General features: G+C 73.0%; 16 protein-coding genes and 1 riboswitch. Of the genes, 2 read left to right on the top strand and 14 right to left on the bottom strand.

Annotated features, from left to right (window positions below):
* Positions 1-69: 69 nt before the first annotated feature.
* From C1729_RS03450 to C1729_RS03440, 3 genes are read right to left on the bottom strand one after another with little or no spacing between them, the layout of a single operon-like run.
* Positions 70-915 carry a DUF881 domain-containing protein gene (locus C1729_RS03450; RefSeq protein WP_165375406.1) on the bottom strand — a complete coding sequence of 282 codons (846 nt, stop codon included), beginning with the start codon at positions 913-915 and terminating at the stop codon, positions 70-72.
* 2 nt (positions 916-917) lie between these two features.
* Positions 918-1250 carry a small basic family protein gene (locus tag C1729_RS03445; protein WP_102508668.1) on the bottom strand — a complete coding sequence of 111 codons (333 nt, stop codon included), beginning with the start codon at positions 1248-1250 and terminating at the stop codon, positions 918-920.
* Positions 1251-1266: 16 nt separating this feature from the next.
* Positions 1267-2157 carry a DUF881 domain-containing protein gene (locus C1729_RS03440; protein WP_129590659.1) on the bottom strand — a complete coding sequence of 297 codons (891 nt, stop codon included), beginning with the start codon at positions 2155-2157 and terminating at the stop codon, positions 1267-1269.
* An 83-nt stretch (positions 2158-2240) separates the two neighbouring features.
* Here C1729_RS03440 and C1729_RS03435 point away from each other — a divergent pair, with 83 nt between their 5' ends.
* Both C1729_RS03435 and C1729_RS03430 read left to right on the top strand, forming a co-directional pair.
* A complete protein-coding gene (locus C1729_RS03435) occupies positions 2241-2831 on the top strand; it encodes a DUF4126 domain-containing protein (protein ID WP_102508664.1) in 591 nt (196 codons plus the stop codon).
* 219 nt (positions 2832-3050) lie between these two features.
* Positions 3051-4931, top strand: a complete 1881-nt coding sequence (locus tag C1729_RS03430) for a DEAD/DEAH box helicase (protein WP_102508663.1) — start codon at positions 3051-3053, stop codon at positions 4929-4931.
* A 103-nt stretch (positions 4932-5034) separates the two neighbouring features.
* Here C1729_RS03430 and C1729_RS03425 read toward each other — a convergent pair whose 3' ends face one another.
* The 11 genes from C1729_RS03425 to C1729_RS03375 all read right to left on the bottom strand — a co-directional run bounded on the left by C1729_RS03425 (position 5035) and on the right by C1729_RS03375 (position 16029).
* Positions 5035-5499 (bottom strand): PH domain-containing protein, encoded by a 465-nt coding sequence (locus C1729_RS03425; protein ID WP_102508661.1) that lies wholly within the window; start codon positions 5497-5499, stop codon positions 5035-5037.
* 5 nt (positions 5500-5504) lie between these two features.
* The gene (hisG, locus tag C1729_RS03420) at positions 5505-6353 is read right to left on the bottom strand and encodes an ATP phosphoribosyltransferase (protein ID WP_102508659.1); all 849 of its coding nucleotides are present in this window, start codon (positions 6351-6353) and stop codon (positions 5505-5507) included.
* Between the two features lie 85 nt (positions 6354-6438).
* A complete protein-coding gene (locus tag C1729_RS03415; RefSeq protein WP_102508658.1) occupies positions 6439-6702 on the bottom strand; it encodes a phosphoribosyl-ATP diphosphatase in 264 nt (87 codons plus the stop codon).
* Positions 6703-6812: 110 nt separating this feature from the next.
* Entirely contained in the window at positions 6813-7280 is a 468-nt protein-coding gene (ribH, locus tag C1729_RS03410) for a 6,7-dimethyl-8-ribityllumazine synthase (protein ID WP_102508656.1), read from the bottom strand.
* Positions 7277-8569 carry a GTP cyclohydrolase II gene (gene ribA / locus C1729_RS03405; RefSeq protein ID WP_102508655.1) on the bottom strand — a complete coding sequence of 431 codons (1293 nt, stop codon included), beginning with the start codon at positions 8567-8569 and terminating at the stop codon, positions 7277-7279. The genes ribH and ribA overlap by 4 nt, the downstream gene beginning before the upstream one ends.
* Positions 8566-9165 carry a riboflavin synthase gene (locus C1729_RS03400; protein ID WP_102508653.1) on the bottom strand — a complete coding sequence of 200 codons (600 nt, stop codon included), beginning with the start codon at positions 9163-9165 and terminating at the stop codon, positions 8566-8568. Before C1729_RS03400 ends, ribA begins: the two co-directional genes overlap by 4 nt.
* Entirely contained in the window at positions 9165-10301 is a 1137-nt protein-coding gene (ribD, locus tag C1729_RS03395) for a bifunctional diaminohydroxyphosphoribosylaminopyrimidine deaminase/5-amino-6-(5-phosphoribosylamino)uracil reductase RibD (protein ID WP_102508652.1), read from the bottom strand. Before ribD ends, C1729_RS03400 begins: the two co-directional genes overlap by 1 nt.
* A 96-nt stretch (positions 10302-10397) precedes the next feature.
* Positions 10398-10539, bottom strand: a riboswitch (FMN riboswitch).
* A gap of 71 nt (positions 10540-10610) precedes the next feature.
* Entirely contained in the window at positions 10611-11276 is a 666-nt protein-coding gene (rpe, locus tag C1729_RS03390; RefSeq protein ID WP_102508650.1) for a ribulose-phosphate 3-epimerase, read from the bottom strand.
* A gap of 28 nt (positions 11277-11304) precedes the next feature.
* Positions 11305-12825, bottom strand: coding sequence for an RsmB/NOP family class I SAM-dependent RNA methyltransferase (locus C1729_RS03385; protein ID WP_102508648.1), 1521 nt, complete (start codon positions 12823-12825; stop codon positions 11305-11307).
* A complete protein-coding gene (gene fmt, locus C1729_RS03380; RefSeq protein WP_102508646.1) occupies positions 12822-13772 on the bottom strand; it encodes a methionyl-tRNA formyltransferase in 951 nt (316 codons plus the stop codon). The genes C1729_RS03385 and fmt overlap by 4 nt, the downstream gene beginning before the upstream one ends.
* Before the next feature lie 148 nt (positions 13773-13920).
* Entirely contained in the window at positions 13921-16029 is a 2109-nt protein-coding gene (locus C1729_RS03375; protein ID WP_165375405.1) for an acyltransferase family protein, read from the bottom strand.

Genomic DNA, 16029 nt, shown 5'->3' with positions numbered 1-16029 from the left:
CACGCCGGGGCGACCGGCGTCACACCATTCTAGGTGACCACCGGCGTGACGTCGCACGTCCGACGCTGCTCAACTCGCCGGATCGACGGGCACAGGAACGGCCCAGCGCGTCGCGGGCGCCTCGTGGATCGCCGTCACCTTGACCTCGTCCCGCGCGACGACCTCGCCCGTCGCACCGGCGTTGCGCACCTGGGCCATCGCCCCGCCTGGGATCTCGAGCGCCGGCATGATCGTCTCGGCCGAGCCGATGACCTCCCAGACGACGGGCGCCGTGAGCACCGTCCCGTCGAGCGCGACGCCCTGTGCGGTGTCGACGAACGACGAGCTCGCGACGATCCGCACATCGTCGACCTGGACGACCTCCGCGCCGGCGTTCCGCAGCTCCTCGAGGATCGCCCGGTACACCGTCGCGCGCAGCGGCTCCGTGCCCTCCGAGATCCGGATCGTCACCCCGGGGCCGACCGCCGGGAGACGGCCCGAGAGAATGCCCTGCACGGCGGCGCGCTCGCGCGCGACGGTGAGAAGTGCCTTCTGGTCGGCGTTGCCGGACTCGAGTTCGTCGAGCTGCTCACGCAACGACTCGGCCTGACGCGCGAGCTCGTTGCCCCGCCGCGTCGTGTCGTCGAGGATCCGCACGAGCTCGTTCTGGCGCAGTCCCGTGAGGGGCTTCTCCCGCGTCGACGAGACCTGGACGACGATCGCGAACCCCAGCAGGCCGCACAGCAGCGCCGCGGCAGCCTGGGTGCGCGTCGCACGGGGCGAGGCCGCGCGGGCGAGCGTCCGCCAGGCGCTGCGTCCCGAGGCCGAGGGACGGGCGTGCTCGGCGACGTGCGTGCCTGCGCCCCCCGCCGTCGCGCGGGGATCCTCGCCGCGGGGCTCCTCGTCCGCGACCGCGGGAACGTCGTCGTCCGCCACGGTCACGCCTTGAAGAGGTGGCGGCGGATGGCCGCAGCGTTCGAGAAGATGCGGATGCCGAGCACGACGACGACGCCCGTCGAGAGCTGCGTCCCGACGCCCAGCTGGTCACCGATGAAGACGATGAGGGCGGCGACGACGACGTTCGAGAGGAACGAAACGAGGAAGACCTTGTCATCGAAGATGCCGTCGAGCAGCGCGCGCAGGCCGCCGAAGAGCGCGTCGAGCGCCGCGACGACCGCGATCGGGAGGTACGGCTGCAGCACGACCGGGACGTCGGGCTGGAAGTACAGACCGAGCAGGGCACCGGCGAGCAGGCCGAGCACGGGGATCACGGGCGACCTCCTGGGTTCATGGTGTCGGAAGACCGGAAGTGCGGTTCTGCGACGCGCCCGAGCCTAGCGCCTCGACGGGGCGTGCGAGCAACGTCTCGGCGGCCCGGCCCGCCGGCAGGGCGAGCGACTTCTCGCGGCGCACGTCCGATGTGATCGCGTAGCGCGAGCCGAGCACCGTGAGGTGCTGCTGCCCGACAGAGCGTGCGAAGAACGCCGGCAGCGTCGACGGGTCGCCGATCGCCTCGATCGTGTAGGGGCTGCTGAGCCCTACAAGATCGACGAGGATCGCCTCCCCCGCGCTCCGGATCGCGCTCGTCGCGGTGAGCCGGTGCCCGTTGACCGCGATCGCCTGCGCCCCGGCGCCCCATAGGGAGTTGACGACGACCTGGAGGTCGTAGTCGAGGACACGCTTCGACGCAGTGTCGGTGTCGCCGAGCAGCGGTACCGCGTCACGCATGGTGACGACGAGCCCGGGACCGGTCACGGCGACCGTCCCCGCAGCCGCGCCGTCGCGCTGCGTGCCGTCGAGCAGGACCGGGTACGCGTCGCCAAGGCCAGCGTTCTGGAGCGCGTCGATGCGGGCGTCGAGCTCGAGGATCGCCTCCGCCGCGGCGTCGGCCTCCTCGGAACGCTGGACGATCTCGTCGTGGAGGACAGAGCGGGCCGTGAGGACCGAGTCGCGCGGCTGGAGCGCGACCGCCGCGGCAGCCGTGCCCGCGCCGAGGAGCACCGCGACGATCGTGAGGACGAGCGTCCGACGCGGGCCGCGGGTCGAGGTGCCGTCGCGACGTCGCGCCGCCTCGTCGGCGTACCCGGGGTCGAGCGGACGTCGCATGACCTCGTCGAGCAGCACCATGGAGGCGTCGGGCCGGGTCGGCCGCGTACGCGTCTCAGGTCCAGCCTTCACGGGTCGTGCCTCCTGCGTCCGGTGCGCCTGTCATCCTAGGCTGCGCAGGTGCGCATCGCACCCGACCGCCGAGGAGGCCCACGATGATCGAGCTGCTCACCGGGACGAGCCTCGCCTCCGCCGCCGGCCTCAACGCGTACGTGCCGCTCCTCGTCCTCGGTCTCGCGGACCGCTTCACGACGTTCGTCGAGCTGCCCGCGGCCTGGTCCTGGCTCTCGGGCTGGCCTGCGCTCGCGATCCTCGGGGTGCTGCTCGTCGTCGAGGTCGTGGCCGACAAGGTCCCGGTCGTCGACTCCGTCAACGACGTCCTCCAGACGGTCGTGAGGCCCGCCTCGGGCGGTCTCGTCGTCGGTGCGGGAACCGCGGGCGAGCAGGTGGTCGACAGCGGCACGTGGAGCGGCACGAGCTGGTGGGCCGTCGTCCTGGGGGTCGGGGTCGCGCTCGCTGTCCACCTCCTCAAATCGGCGGTCCGGCCCGTGCTCAACGCCGCGACGCTTGGCGTCGCCGCACCCGTCGTCTCGACCGTCGAGGACGCGTCGTCAATCGTCCTCTCGATCCTCGCGATCGTCGTCCCTGTGCTCGCGGCCGTCGGCGCCGTCACGGTCGTCGTCATGCTCGTCCGCGCGCTGCGGCGGCGACGCCGCAGCGTCGTCGAGCCCGGCGGGGCGGCCTGAGCGAGCCTGTGGCCGACCTCACCGGTCCGCCTCCTCACGCGGTCTGGGCCGGACACGCTAAGGTAGAAGTTCAGCTTGGAGCGTGTCGCGCGTCCCGCGTGTGAGTCAGGTGGTCACCTCACGGTGGCCGTGTGGGTTGTTTCGGGAGTAGCGACCGCGGTGGACCCGACGTCCGCCGCACCGGCTCCGCACCCCGAACAGAAAATCGGTCCCTCTCGCATGTTGACGTCCGAGCAGGGCACGCTTCCGCGCGCCCTCGACGCCCAGCCCACCCCTTCCTTCGACGGCCTCGGCCTCCCCGACGCCCTCATGGCCGCGGTCGCCGACCTCGGCTTCCAGACACCGTCCGCCATCCAGGTCGAAGCGATCCCCGCGCTCCTCGCCGGCCGTGACATCACGGGCATCGCCCAGACCGGCACTGGCAAGACCGCCGCGTTCGGCCTTCCGATGCTCGCCGCCGTCGACGCGTCGCTCCGCGCGACGCAGGCTCTCGTCCTCACCCCGACGCGCGAGCTCGCCATGCAGGTCGCCGACGCGATCCAGTCGTTCGCGACGCACCTGCCGGGCCTCGAGGTCCTCGCCGTCTACGGCGGCTCGCCCTACATCCCGCAGCAGCGTGCCCTCCAGCGTGGTGCGCAGGTCGTCGTCGGCACCCCCGGCCGCGTCATCGACCACATGGAGCGCGGCGCGCTCGCCATGGACGGCATCCGCTTCCTCGTTCTTGACGAGGCCGACGAGATGCTCCGCATGGGGTTCGCCGAGGACGTCGACACCGTCTTCCGGCGCGCCCCCGAGAAGCGTCAAGTCGCCCTCTTCTCCGCGACGATGCCGCCCCAGATCCGGCGCGTCGCCGCCGAGCACCTCACGGACCCCGTCGAGATCGCGGTTGCCCGGCAGGCGTCGACCGTCACCTCGGTCGTCCAGGAGTACGCGGTCGTGCCGTTCCGCCACAAGGTCGGTGCGCTGAGCCGTGTCCTCGCGACGTCCGACGCCGACGCGGCGATCGTCTTCTGCCGCACCCGCGGTGCCGCCGAGGATGTCGGCTCCGAGCTCATCGCCAAGGGCATCTCCGCCGCGACGATCTCCGGTGACGTCGCCCAGAAGGAGCGCGAGAAGATCGTCGAGCGCCTCCGTGGCGGTCAGCTCGACGTCCTCGTCGCGACCGACGTCGCGGCACGCGGCCTCGACGTCGACCGCATCGGTCTCGTCGTGAACTTCGATATCCCGGGCGAGCCCGAGGCCTACGTCCACCGCATCGGCCGCACGGGCCGTGCGGGGCGTACGGGCCGTGCGCTGTCGTTCGTGACGCCCAACGAGCGTGGCCGCCTGCGCGGCATCGAGCGCACGACGCGGACGCCGCTCACGCTCGTCGAGATCCCGACCCCTGCCGACGTCTCGGCGCACCGCGCGCGCTCCGTGCTCGCACAGGTGCCTGCGCGCATCGAGTCGGGCCGCCTCGACCTCTACCGCTCGCTGCTCTCGTCCTACGCGGCCGAGTCCGGCACGGACCCGCTCGAGATCGCTGCGGCGCTCGTCGCGCTTCACGTCGGTGACGACGGGCCGCGCGCCTACGCGGAGCAGGTCGCAGCCGAGGCTGAGCGTGACGAGGCCCGACGGCTCGAGCAGCGCGCCAAGGAGCGTGCCTCCGAGCGCGATCCGCGTGGTGACCGACGCTTCGACGACCGTCGCTACGAGGACCGCCGGCACGACGGGCGTGTCGCCCGTCGCGAGCACGGCGCCGCCGGCACGCGCTACCGCCTGGCGGTCGGCCGCAACCACGGCATCCAGCCGCGGGGCATCGTCGGTGCCCTCACGAACGAGGGCGGGCTCTCCGGCTCCGACCTCGGCAAGATCGACATCTTCGGCAGCTTCTCGCTCGTCGAGATCAGCGCGTCGCTCGACGACCAGGCGATCGAGCGCATCTCGCGCGCGAAGGTCGGCGGCAAGTCGCTGCGCATGACGCTCGACGAGGGCGCTCCCCCGGCACGCGGCGGTCGCGACGAGCGTCCCGCCTACGGTCGCCGGGACGGGCGCGGTCCCCGCCGCGACGACCGTCACCGCTCGGCCGACGCCCCGCGCACGACGCGCTGGACGCGCTGAGGTACGACGCGCCCACGCACGATCGAGCTCTGGCGCTGAGCAGGGGTCCACGGACCTCGGCTCAGCGCCAGAGCCGTCTCACGGAGGGATCAGCGTGGAGGGATCAGCGCGGAGGCTCCTGCGCCTCGCCGTAGCGTTCGACGAGCGTCGCGAGGCGACGCGCTTCGGCCCGGCCGAACGCCCCGTCGGACGACTGCACCGCCATGACCGCGAGCGTCGTGCCGTCCGTGAGGTCGAGCGTCACCCACGGCTGCCCCTGCGCGAGCCGCACCGCCTCGATCTGGGCCCACTCGAGCGCGCGCGTCCTCACGAGGTTCCGCACGACGATCCCCTCGGGGCTCACAAGCGCGAGCACGCCCGCGTGCCGCCACAGCAGCCACACGGCGAACCCGGCAACGAGGCACAGCGCGACCGTGTTGAGCAGGTCGTAGCCGACGCCCGGATGCCCCGGGGACGCGAGGAGCACGAAGGTTGCCCCCGCGACGATCGTCGCGGCGAGCACCCGCCCGACGACGCGCGCCCCCCGCGGCCGGAAGGGCTCGAGGAGCTGCGCGTCGTCAGGGCTCATGACGGCTAGAGCCGGCTCGCGTGGATCGACGTGACGATGATCGCGCGTGCTCCGACCTCGTAGAGGTCGTCCATCACACGGTTCGTCTGCTTGCGCGGAACCATGGCGCGGACGGCTGCCCAGTCACGGTCGTGAAGCGGCGACACCGTCGGCGACTCGAGGCCGGGCGTGATCGCGACCGCGGCGTCGACCTTGTCGACTGGCACGTCGTAGTCCATGAGCACGTACTCGTGGGCCGTGAGCACACCCTGGAGGCGACGTGTGAGCGTCGCGAGGCCGTCGGGGTCCTCCCGGTCGGCGCACTTGATGAGGACGGCCTCCGAGCGGAGGATCGGCTCGCCGAAGACCTCGAGCCCGGCCGCGCGCAGCGTCGTGCCCGTCTCGACGACGTCCGCGATGACGTCCGCGACACCGAGGCGCACCGACGACTCGACCGCGCCGTCGAGGTGGACGACACGGTCCGCCGCGATGCCGCGGTCCGCGAGGTAGTTCTCGACGAGGAGGTTGTACGACGTCGCGACGCGCAGGCCAGCGATCTGCGGAACCTCGGTGACCGTGCCGGACGGCGCCGCGAACCGGAACGTCGACCGCGCGAAGCCGAGCGGCAGGTGCTCGACCGCGTGCGCGCCCGAGTCGAGCAGCAGGTCGCGCCCGGTGATACCGGCGTCGACCGTGCCCGAGCCGACGTAGACGGCGACGTCGCGCGGGCGCAGGAAGAAGAACTCGACGTCGTTGTCCGGGTCGGCGAGGACGAGCTCACGGGTGTCGCGGCGCTGGCGGTAGCCGGCCTCCCGGAGCATGTCGGCGGCGGGCTCGGACAGGGATCCCTTGTTGGGGACGGCGATACGGAACACGGGTGGTCCTTCGGGTCAGCCCGCACCGGAAGGTCCGGCGCGGACGGGAGATCGGGGAGGAGCGGCGGGCTGGGCCCGGCCTCGCTCAGAGGTAGGAGTAAACGTCCTCGAGGGTCAGGCCCTTGGCGACCATGAGCACCTGGAGGTGGTAGAGCAGCTGGGAGATCTCCTCGGAGAGCTCCGCGTCGCTCTGGTACTCGGCGGCCATCCAGACCTCGGCCGCCTCCTCGACGATCTTCTTGCCGATGGCATGCACGCCCGCGTCGAGCTCCTTGACGGTGCCTGATCCCTCAGGACGTTCCACGGCCTTGCGGCCCAGCTCGGCGAACAGCGTGTCGAAGGTCTTCACAGGGATCGAGCCTAGCGCGCGCACGGCGACGGCCGGTGACCGTCCCGAAGGACGGTCAGCCGCCGTCGCCGTGCGCGCAGGTGGGACGCGCGATGTCCCACCCCGTGGGATCAGAGCGCCCGGAGGGCGACGACCGTCGCGACCGCTGCCTCGACGGCCTCGGCACCCTTGTCCTCGCTCGAGCCCGGCAGGCCCGCGCGCTCGCGCGCCTGCTCGACGGTGTCGACGGTGAGGACACCGAACCCGACCGGGACGCCCGTGCGCACGGCGACGTCCGTGAGGCCCGCGGTGACGCCCTGGCACACGTACTCGAAGTGCGGCGTGCCGCCGCGCACGACGACGCCGAGCGCGACGACGAGGTCGAACCCGGCCTGTGCCGCGCGCGACGCGACGACCGGTAGCTCCATCGAGCCCGGCACGCGGATCTCGGTGACGTCGGTGACGCCCGTGCGCTCGAACGCACGGCGTGCGCCCGCGACGAGACCGTCCATGATCTCGGTGTGCCAGCTTGCGGCGACGAGCACCGCGCGCAGGCCGGTGCCGTCCGTGACGACCTGGGGTGCGCCTTCTCCGCTCATCGCGGGTCCTCCTCGGTGGTGATGGTGGTGCTCGCGGGAGCCACGACCGTGTCAAGGACGTGCCCCATCGCGAGCTTCTTCGTCAGCAGGTAGGCCTGGTTGTGGGGGGTGTGGCCGACCTCGATCCGCCGCGTGTCTGCGACGTCGACGCCGTTGGCCGTGAGGCCCGTGACCTTCGCCGGGTTGTTGGTGAGCAGCTCGACGTGGTCGAGGCCGAGATCCTTGAGGATCGCGGCCGCGGCCCCGTACTCGCGCCGGTCCGCGGGCCAGCCGAGCTCGAGGTTCGCCTCGACCGTGTCGAGACCCTGGTCCTGGAGCTCGTACGCCGAGATCTTCGCGACAAGCCCGATGCCCCGCCCCTCGTGGCCTCGCAGGTAGACGACCGCGCCACCCTCGCGGGCGACGGCCTCCATCGCGGCGTGGAGCTGAGGGCCGCAGTCGCAGCGGGACGACCCGAAGGCGTCGCCCGTGAGGCACTCCGAGTGGACGCGCACGACGGGACGCTCCCCCGGCTCGGCTGGAGCGGACGACGGGACGAGCGCGACGTGCTCCGCCCCCGTGCGCAGGTCGCGGTAGCCGTGGATGCGGAAAACGCCGTGAGCGGTCGGCAGGTCGGCGACGCCGGTGCGCTCGACACGCTTGGCATCGGCGAGGCGTCCCGGCGTCTCGGGGGTCACGGGATCGTGCTCCCGCCGCCACGCCTGGAGGTCCGCGATCGTGAGGACGACGAGCCCTTCCTTCTCGGCGAGCTCCATGACGGCCGGCAGACGCATCATCGTGCCGTCGTCGTGGACGAGCTCGGCGATCGCGCCGACCTCGCCCGCGCCCGCAAGCCGGACGAGGTCGACCGCGGCCTCTGTGTGGCCGCCGCGGTGCAGGACGCCGCCCGCGACCGCCCGCAGGGGCAGGACGTGGCCGGGACGGATGAGGTCGACCGGCCCTGAGACCGGGTCGGCGAGCACGTGGAGCGTCCGCGTGCGGTCCGCGGCCGAGATACCGGTCGTCACACCCGTCGCCGCGTCGACCGTCACCGTGTACGCGGTGCGTCGCGGGTCCTGCGACTGCGGCACCATGAGCGGCAGCTCGAGCGCGTCCGCGCGCGGACCCGGCATGGGCGCGCACAGGTAGCCCGAGGAGTGCCGGATCGTCCACGCGACCCACTCGTCGGTCGCGGTCGACGCCGCGAGGATGACGTCCGCCTCGTTCTCACGGTCCGGGTTGTCGGCGACGAGCACGGGACGGCCCAGCCGGATCTGCTCGAGGGCCTCCTCGACGGTCGCGAGCCTCATGCCCTCGCCCCCAGCAGCCGCTCGACGTACTTCGCGACGACGTCGACCTCGAGGTTGATCGCGTCACCCGGCGCGAGCGCACCGAGCGTCGTCGCGGCGAGCGTCGTCGGGATGAGCGAGACGCCGAAGGTCTCGTCGTCGACGTGCGTCACCGTGAGGGAGACACCGCTCACCGTGATCGACCCCTTGTGGACGACGTACCGCAGGACGTCGGCGGGAGCCTCGACGACGAGGTCGTCCCACCGCTCCCCCGGCGTGCGCGACCGAAGCCGCCCGACGCCGTCGACGTGCCCCTGGACGATGTGCCCGTCGAGGCGGCCGCCGACGAGAGCGGCACGCTCGAGGTTGACCGGGTCGCCCGGCCGCAGCGCGCCCAGCTGAGTGAGCCGGAGCGTCTCGGGCATGACGTCGGCCCCGAACGTGCCGGCCTCCGCGTCGAGCGTCGTCACGGTGAGACACACGCCGTTGACGGCGATCGAGTCGCCGTGCGCCGCGGTCGACGTGACGAGCGGCCCGCGGATCGTCAGGCGTGCGTCGGTCCCGAGGTCCTCGGACGCGACGACCGCGCCGAGCTCCTCGACGATGCCGGTGAACATCAGTGCTCCTTCGTGAGGGGGGTGGCGTGAGCGTCCGAGGACGCACGCCGGGGACGGGACACGACGAGGACGTCAGGCCCCAGGACCTTGACCGACGTCGGCTCGAGGCGCAACGCCTGCGAGATCGACGTGAGGCCGAGGTCGGCGACGGCCGGACGGCCGGCACCGAGGAGGATGGGGGCGACGTAGGCGTGGACCTCGTCGACGAGACCCGCGCGGAGGAACTGGGCAGCGACCTGCGGCCCACCCTCGACGAGGACGTGCCGGACCTCGAGCGCCGCGAGCTCGGCGAGCGCCTCATGGACGTCGTGCGTGCGGAGATGGACGAGACGGCCGCCCGGCGTCGTCCGCAGCCGTGCCTCGCGCGGGATCTCGGTGCGTCCGAGGACCACGCGCAGCGGCTGGTGCACGCCGCGTGTGCTGCCGTCGGGACGCGCGTCCGCGGCGCGCGCCGTGAGCGCAGGGTCGTCCGCGAGGATGGTGCCCGTGCCGACGAGGATCGCATCGACCTCGGCCCGTCGCTCGTGCGCGTGGTGGCGTGCGGTCTCGGACGTCACCCAGCGGCTCGTGCCATCGGCTGCCGCGACGCGGCCGTCGAGCGTCGTTGCCATCTTCAGCGTGACGAACGGGCGGCCCGTCGTCACCGAGTGCAGCCAGGCCCGCACGAGCTCGTGACCGGGGCCGTCGTCCACCTCGGTCGGGCCCATGACAGTGACGCCCGCCGCAGCGAGGTGCGCGGCACCGCCAGCCGCGACCGTGCTCGGGTCCGGCACCGCGTACGTCACCTCGGCGACGCCCGCCGCGAGCAGCGCCTCGCTGCACGGACCGGTGCGTCCCTGGTGGTCGCACGGCTCGAGGCTCACGAACACCGAGGCACCCGTGACATCGACGCCCGCGTCCGCGGCCTGCATGAGAGCTGCGGCCTCAGCGTGTGGCGTGCCCGCGCCGCGATGGATGCCCGTTGCGAGCACGCGGCGCGGGTCGGAGCCCTCGCCGGGGGCGAGGACGACGCAGCCGACACGAGGGTTGGGCCCGTACGCGGGGCCGTCGGCCGCGATCTCGATCGCGTGCGCGAGGGCCTCGGCGGGCGTGAGGTACTCAGGGGTCCGGTCGGTCCCCGTGGGGGCGTCGTGCATGGTCGCTCCAGGACGGTCGGCCCCGGGGCGACGGACGGACGTCCGCGACGACGCCGCACGTCACCTGAGAGGTGACACGCATGCCCGCGTCGTCGTCACGTACGCCTCCCATCCGGACTTTCACCGTCGGTTCCGGAGTTCCACCGGATCGGCCGAGCGCCAGCCACCGGCGGTGGCGACGACCCGGTTCGCGGACTATGACCGCCGGCTCGGATTTTCACCGACCCCGGAGCACGTGCTCACCCTCAACAATGCCACATGCGTCGCGTTCATTCCCGCACGTCGGCCCCGAGTCCGCCCGACGGACGGTCAGTGGCCGCAGGCAGCAGCACCGAGCGCGCGCAGCGCCGCGATCTCCTCCGCGATGTCGTCCGCACCGTAGACGGCCGAGCCGGCGACGAAGACGTCCGCCCCGGCCTCCGCCGCACGCTCGATCGTCGAGCGCGACACCCCGCCGTCGATCTGCAGCCGCACCTCGAGGCCCGAGGCGTCGATCGCCGCGCGAGCACGCGCGATCTTGCCGAGCGTCGCGTCGATGAAGGACTGGCCGCCGAAGCCGGGCTCGACCGTCATGACGAGGATCATGTCGAGCTCCGGAAGAAGGTCGACGAACGGCTCGATCGGCGTCGCTGGACGCAGCGCGAGCGCCGCGCGCGCCCCGAGCCGACGGATCTCGCGCGCAAGCCGCACAGGCGCGGCCGCGGCCTCCGCGTGGAACGTCACGGAGGCCGCGCCGGCCTCCGCGTACGCGGGGGCCCACCGGTCCGGGTCCGCGATCATGAGGTGCGCGTCGACCGGCACGGGGCACACCTCGACGATCCGCTCGACGATCGGCAGGCCGAGCGTGAGGTTCGGCACGAAGTGGTTGTCCATGACGTCGACGTGCGCAGCGTCCGCGGTCGAGATCGCCTCGAGATCGCGCTGGAGGTTCGTGAAGTCGGCCGAGAGGATGCTGGGATGGATGGCGATGCCCATGACCGCCACCCTACCGGCGCCCCCGGGCTCAGCTGGTGCGACGCAGGAGCGTGAGGTGCATCGCGTCGGTCCCGTGGACGTGCGGCCACAGCTGCACGTCGGTTCCCGGGACGAGCTCAGGCTCCTCGAGCGCGACCGACCGCACCGCGCTCGCCGCGTCCGCGCGCTCGACGTCCGAGCGCCCCGCCAGGACGTCGTCAACGACGAGCCGGGTCTCGGCGAGGTGCGGCGAGCACGTCACGTAGGCGACGAGCCCGCCTGGCCGCGTCGCGTCGAGCGCCGCGCCGAGCAGCTCGCGCTGCAGCCGGGCGAGCGCGGGCACGTCCGACGGTTCCCGCCGCCACCGGGACTCGGGCCGCCGGCGCAGAGCGCCCAGACCCGTGCACGGTGCATCGACCATGACGCGGTCGAACCCGCCCTCGGTGCGCTCGAGGATCGTGCGACCGTCGCCGACGACGACCCCCTCGACCGCATCCGCGGGAACCGCGCGCAACGACTGCTCGACGAGCCGCGCCCGGTGCGGCTGCGCCTCGTTCGCGAGAAGCCGGGCTCCGCGCTCCCCCGCGAGCGACGCCAGAAGTGCTGCCTTGCCGCCAGGCCCCGCGCACAGGTCGAGCCAACGCTCGTCCCGACCGTCGAGCGGCGCCGCGGCGAGGGCGAGCGCTACGAGCTGCGAGCCTTCGTCCTGGACCGCGGCCGCGCCTGCGCGCACCGCCGGGATCGACGCAGGGTCGCCACCCTGGAGGATGGCCGCGGTCGGCGCGTACCGCGCCGGGACCACGCGTGCCTCACGGTCGCCGAACTCGTCGGCGACCTCCTCGCTGAGCCCCTCGACATCGAGCAGCCCGGGACGCGCGACGAGCGTCACCCGTGCCGCCGTGTTGTCGGCCTCAAGCAGCGCCTCGATCTCGGTCGCGTCACGACCGTGCGCCGTCAGCGCCTCGCGCAGCGCCCGGACGACCCACGCCGGGTGGGACCCGAGGACCGCGAGGCGCGCGTCGACGTCCGGGGCCTCGGCCGCAAGGATCTCCTCCCACGCCTGCGCGCTCCGCTCGGAGACGCGCCGCAGAACGGCGTTGACGAACCGCGACGGCCCCGTGCCCGCGTGCACGCGGGCAAGCCCGACCGTCTCCGAGACGGCGGCATGCGTCGCGACCCGCATGCCGAGCAGCTGGTGCGCACCGAGGCGCAGCAGATCACGGACGACGGGGTCGACGTCGGTGAGCGCGCGGTCCGTGCAGCGCGTGAGGATCGCGTCGTACCGGCCCTGGAGGCGGAGGGTCCCGTACGCGAGCTCGGTCGCGAAGGCAGCGTCACGACCGTCCAGGCGTGCCCGGCGCAGCGCAGGCGGGAGGACGAGGTTGGCGTACGCGTCCGCGTCCGCGACCTCGCGCAGCACCTCGAGCGCGACCTCGCGCGCGGCGTCCGACCCCTTGCGTCGAGCCGACGGCGCGAGCGTCGACCGCTCGTCGTAGCGGCGCACGGCGCCGCGCTCGCGGCCCTTCGCGTCGCGGCGTGGACCCCGCCGATCACCGTCGCGGGCGCTCATGCGGCACCGAGCCGCGTGCCGTCGCCGAGCGGTTCGCCGTCCGCGCCGCGCGCGCCACGCGCCCAGTCGGCAGCGGGCATGAGCTTCTTGCCGACGGGCTGCACGTCGCCGAGCCGGACGGCGTGCGTCGCGGTACCGACGTGGACGTCACGACGCCCGACGCGCAGCTCGCCCGGGGCGAGGTCAGTGACGTCGGCGGCGAGGGTCACCGGGCCGAGGCCGAGCCGGGCACCGTCGGGGAGCGTCGTCCAGGCGCCCGGCGCTGGGGTGCAGCCACGGATGCGTCGGTCGACCGCGAGGGCGGGGACGGTCCAGTCGACGCGGGCGTCGGCGACCTCGATCTTCGGAGCGTGCGAGATGCCGTCGGCCGGCTGCGGCTCGGGGACGAGCCGACCTTCGGCGAGCGCGTCCATCGTCGCGACGAGCAGCGGCGCGCCCGCCTGCGCGAGGCGCCCGAGCAGGTCGCCCGCCGTGTCGCGTGCGCGCACGGTCTCCGTGAGCGTCCCGAGCACGGGTCCGGTGTCGACCCCGTCGCCGATGACGAACGTCGTCGCGCCGGTCACCTCGTCGCCCGCCATGATCGCGTGCTGCACAGGGGCCGCGCCGCGCCACGCGGGCAGAATCGAGAAGTGAAGGTTGATCCAGCCGAGCGGCGGGATCGCGAGCGCGTCAGGACGCAGGATCTCGCCGTAGGCGACGACCGCAGCGGCGTCGGGCGCGAGCTCGCGCAGCCGTGTGAGCGTCTCCGCGTCTCGGGGCCTGCCCGTGATGACCTCGAGGCCGAGCTCCTCCGCGCGCACCCGGACGGGGCTCGGCGTGAGCCGCTTGCCGCGGCCCGCTGGCGCGTCGGCCCGGGTGAGCACCGCGACGATCTCGTGCGGGGAGGCGACGAGCGCCTCGAGGGAAGGGACCGCGACCTCGGGGGTCCCGGCGAAGAGGATGCGCATGGGAACCCATCCTAGGCGTGGACGAGCCCCCGACGACCGCGTCGTCGGGCGCCGGCCGAACATCTATCTGCGACGCGGCGCATCAGGTACTTGCCGCTGCACGATTGCACGATGGCGCGATCCACGTCACACAGGGGGTTCGGGGGCCTCAGCCACGCGCCGCGACATACGCGTCAGCGACCAGCCGCGCATACACCGCGGCGCCGTCACGCGTCGGGTGCACACCGTCCGCGGCAAGCAGCTCGCCGTGCGACCGCACCGCACCGTGCCAGTCCGCGACCGACACCTCGGGATGCTCCTTCGCCGCCTTCGCGATGACTGCGTTCGTCCCCTTGATCCAACTCCGGGCCCCGTACGCGTTGACGAGCACGACCCGACGCTCCGGCCCCACGACCGCGAGCACGTCGTTGATCGTCCGCTCGCGCAGCGTCGTGTTCGTCGCGAGGGCCAGCACGACGACGTCCGGAAGCTCACCCTTCTTCTCGAGCTCACCGAGGATGCCGGGAGCCACGAGCATCGAGCGCGACACCGCCGAGTCGATCCGCACGTCCGGCAGGAGCGCCCGGATCTGCTTCGCCGACGCCGCGGTCACCGAGTCACCGACGACGACAAGGTCCGCGCCGGTCGCAGGCGGTGCCGTCGACGCGCTCGGCTCCTCCCCCGCTCCCGGCTCCGTGCTCGGCGCACCCGACGGCTCCACGGGCACGTCCGACGGGGCTGGCGAGGGCTCGTCCGACGGCTCCGAGGTCGCCCCCGGCGTGCCGGACGGAGCGACCGTCGGCACCTCAGCGCCTCCCGGCCCAGGGGCGCCGGGCCCCTCGCCCGGACCGTTCTCCCCCATGCCCGCAGCGATGTCCTGCTCGATCGACGTCACGTGCGGGGCCGTCGCGACAGCGAACCCCGTGAGCACGAGGCATGCGACCATCGCTCCGCCGACCAGAGGTGCACGCAGACCACGACCCGGCGCGCTCCGCACCGGGCGCACCCAGCGCGCCAGCCGCTCGAGCGAGACGAGCACGCCGTCGCGCACCACGGGCTGCTCGACGTAACGGAACGAGAGACCCGCAAGGACGAACGTCACGACGACCGTGACGACCCACACGAGCGGCACCCCCGAGCCCTCGACCCACTGCTTCGCGAAGATCTGCGTGAGCAGCACGAACACCGGCCAGTGCCACAGGTAGACGCCGTAGCTTCGCTCTCCGATCCACCGCAGCGCAGGCGTCTCGAGCAGCCGTCGTACGCGCGAGTCGTGGAGCATCGTCGTGACGAGGAGCGCCGCCGCGAGCGACACGATGAAGAGCCCGCCGCGGTACGTCACGGCGGAGTCCCACGGCACGAGCAGCGAGAAGGCGCCGATGACGACGAGGCACACACCCGCCACGACCCCCGGGCGACGCCGCTTAAGCGCCCGGACGACCCGTGCACCCCGGCCCACCGGCGTGAGTGCCCCCGGCCACGGCGCAGGCCGTCCCGTCCGGACGTTGCCGAAGTACCAGAACGCCAGGAGAGCCCCGAGCATCATGCCGAAGACGTGCGTGTCGGTCCCGTAGTAGACGCGCGTCGGGTCCTCGCCCGGCGTGTGCAGCAGCGCCATCGCGCTCGCGGACGCGAGCGCCGCCGCCCCCGCGGCCACGAGGCCTGCGCGCCGGGAACGCGCGAGCAGCAGCACCCCGAGGACGACGAGCGGCCACACGAGGTAGAACTGCTCCTCGACTGCAAGCGACCAGAGGTTCGAGAACATCTGGGGCACGAGCGCCGAGAAGTAGCTGTCCTCCGCGGCGATCGACACCCAGTTGCTCGAAAACGTCAACGCACCGAAGACCTGCCTGTCGAGGTGCACGCGCACGTCACCGCCGACGAGCAGCGCGACCGGCGAGCACACCGCGACGACGACGAGGAGCGCAGGCAGGAGCCGCCGGACACGTCGGGTCCAGAAGTGTGCGAGGTCGATCCGCCCCGTGCGGGCCTTCTCCCGCAGCAGACCCATCGTGATGAGGAAGCCCGAGATGACGAAGAACACGTCAACGCCGACGAACCCGCCTGGGACGGCGTCCGGTGCGAGGTGGAACGCGAGAACGAGGAGGACGGCGACCGCGCGCAGACCGTCGATGCCCGCGATGCGACGAGGGGTCGGCCGACGCTGGACCAGCCGGGTGGCGCCCGTCGGCGGGTCGACCGTTCTCACGGTCCCCGTGCCGTTCTCCGCCGTCGCCGTCGCGTCCTCGACCGACAGGTCAGTCGTCCGTGCTGCCAC

Source organism: Sanguibacter massiliensis (assembly GCF_900240335.1).
Classification (GTDB): Bacteria; Actinomycetota; Actinomycetes; order Actinomycetales; family Cellulomonadaceae; genus Flavimobilis; species Flavimobilis massiliensis.
Note: the sequence above shows the minus strand (reverse complement) of the source record. Positions and strands in the feature narration are given on the sequence as shown.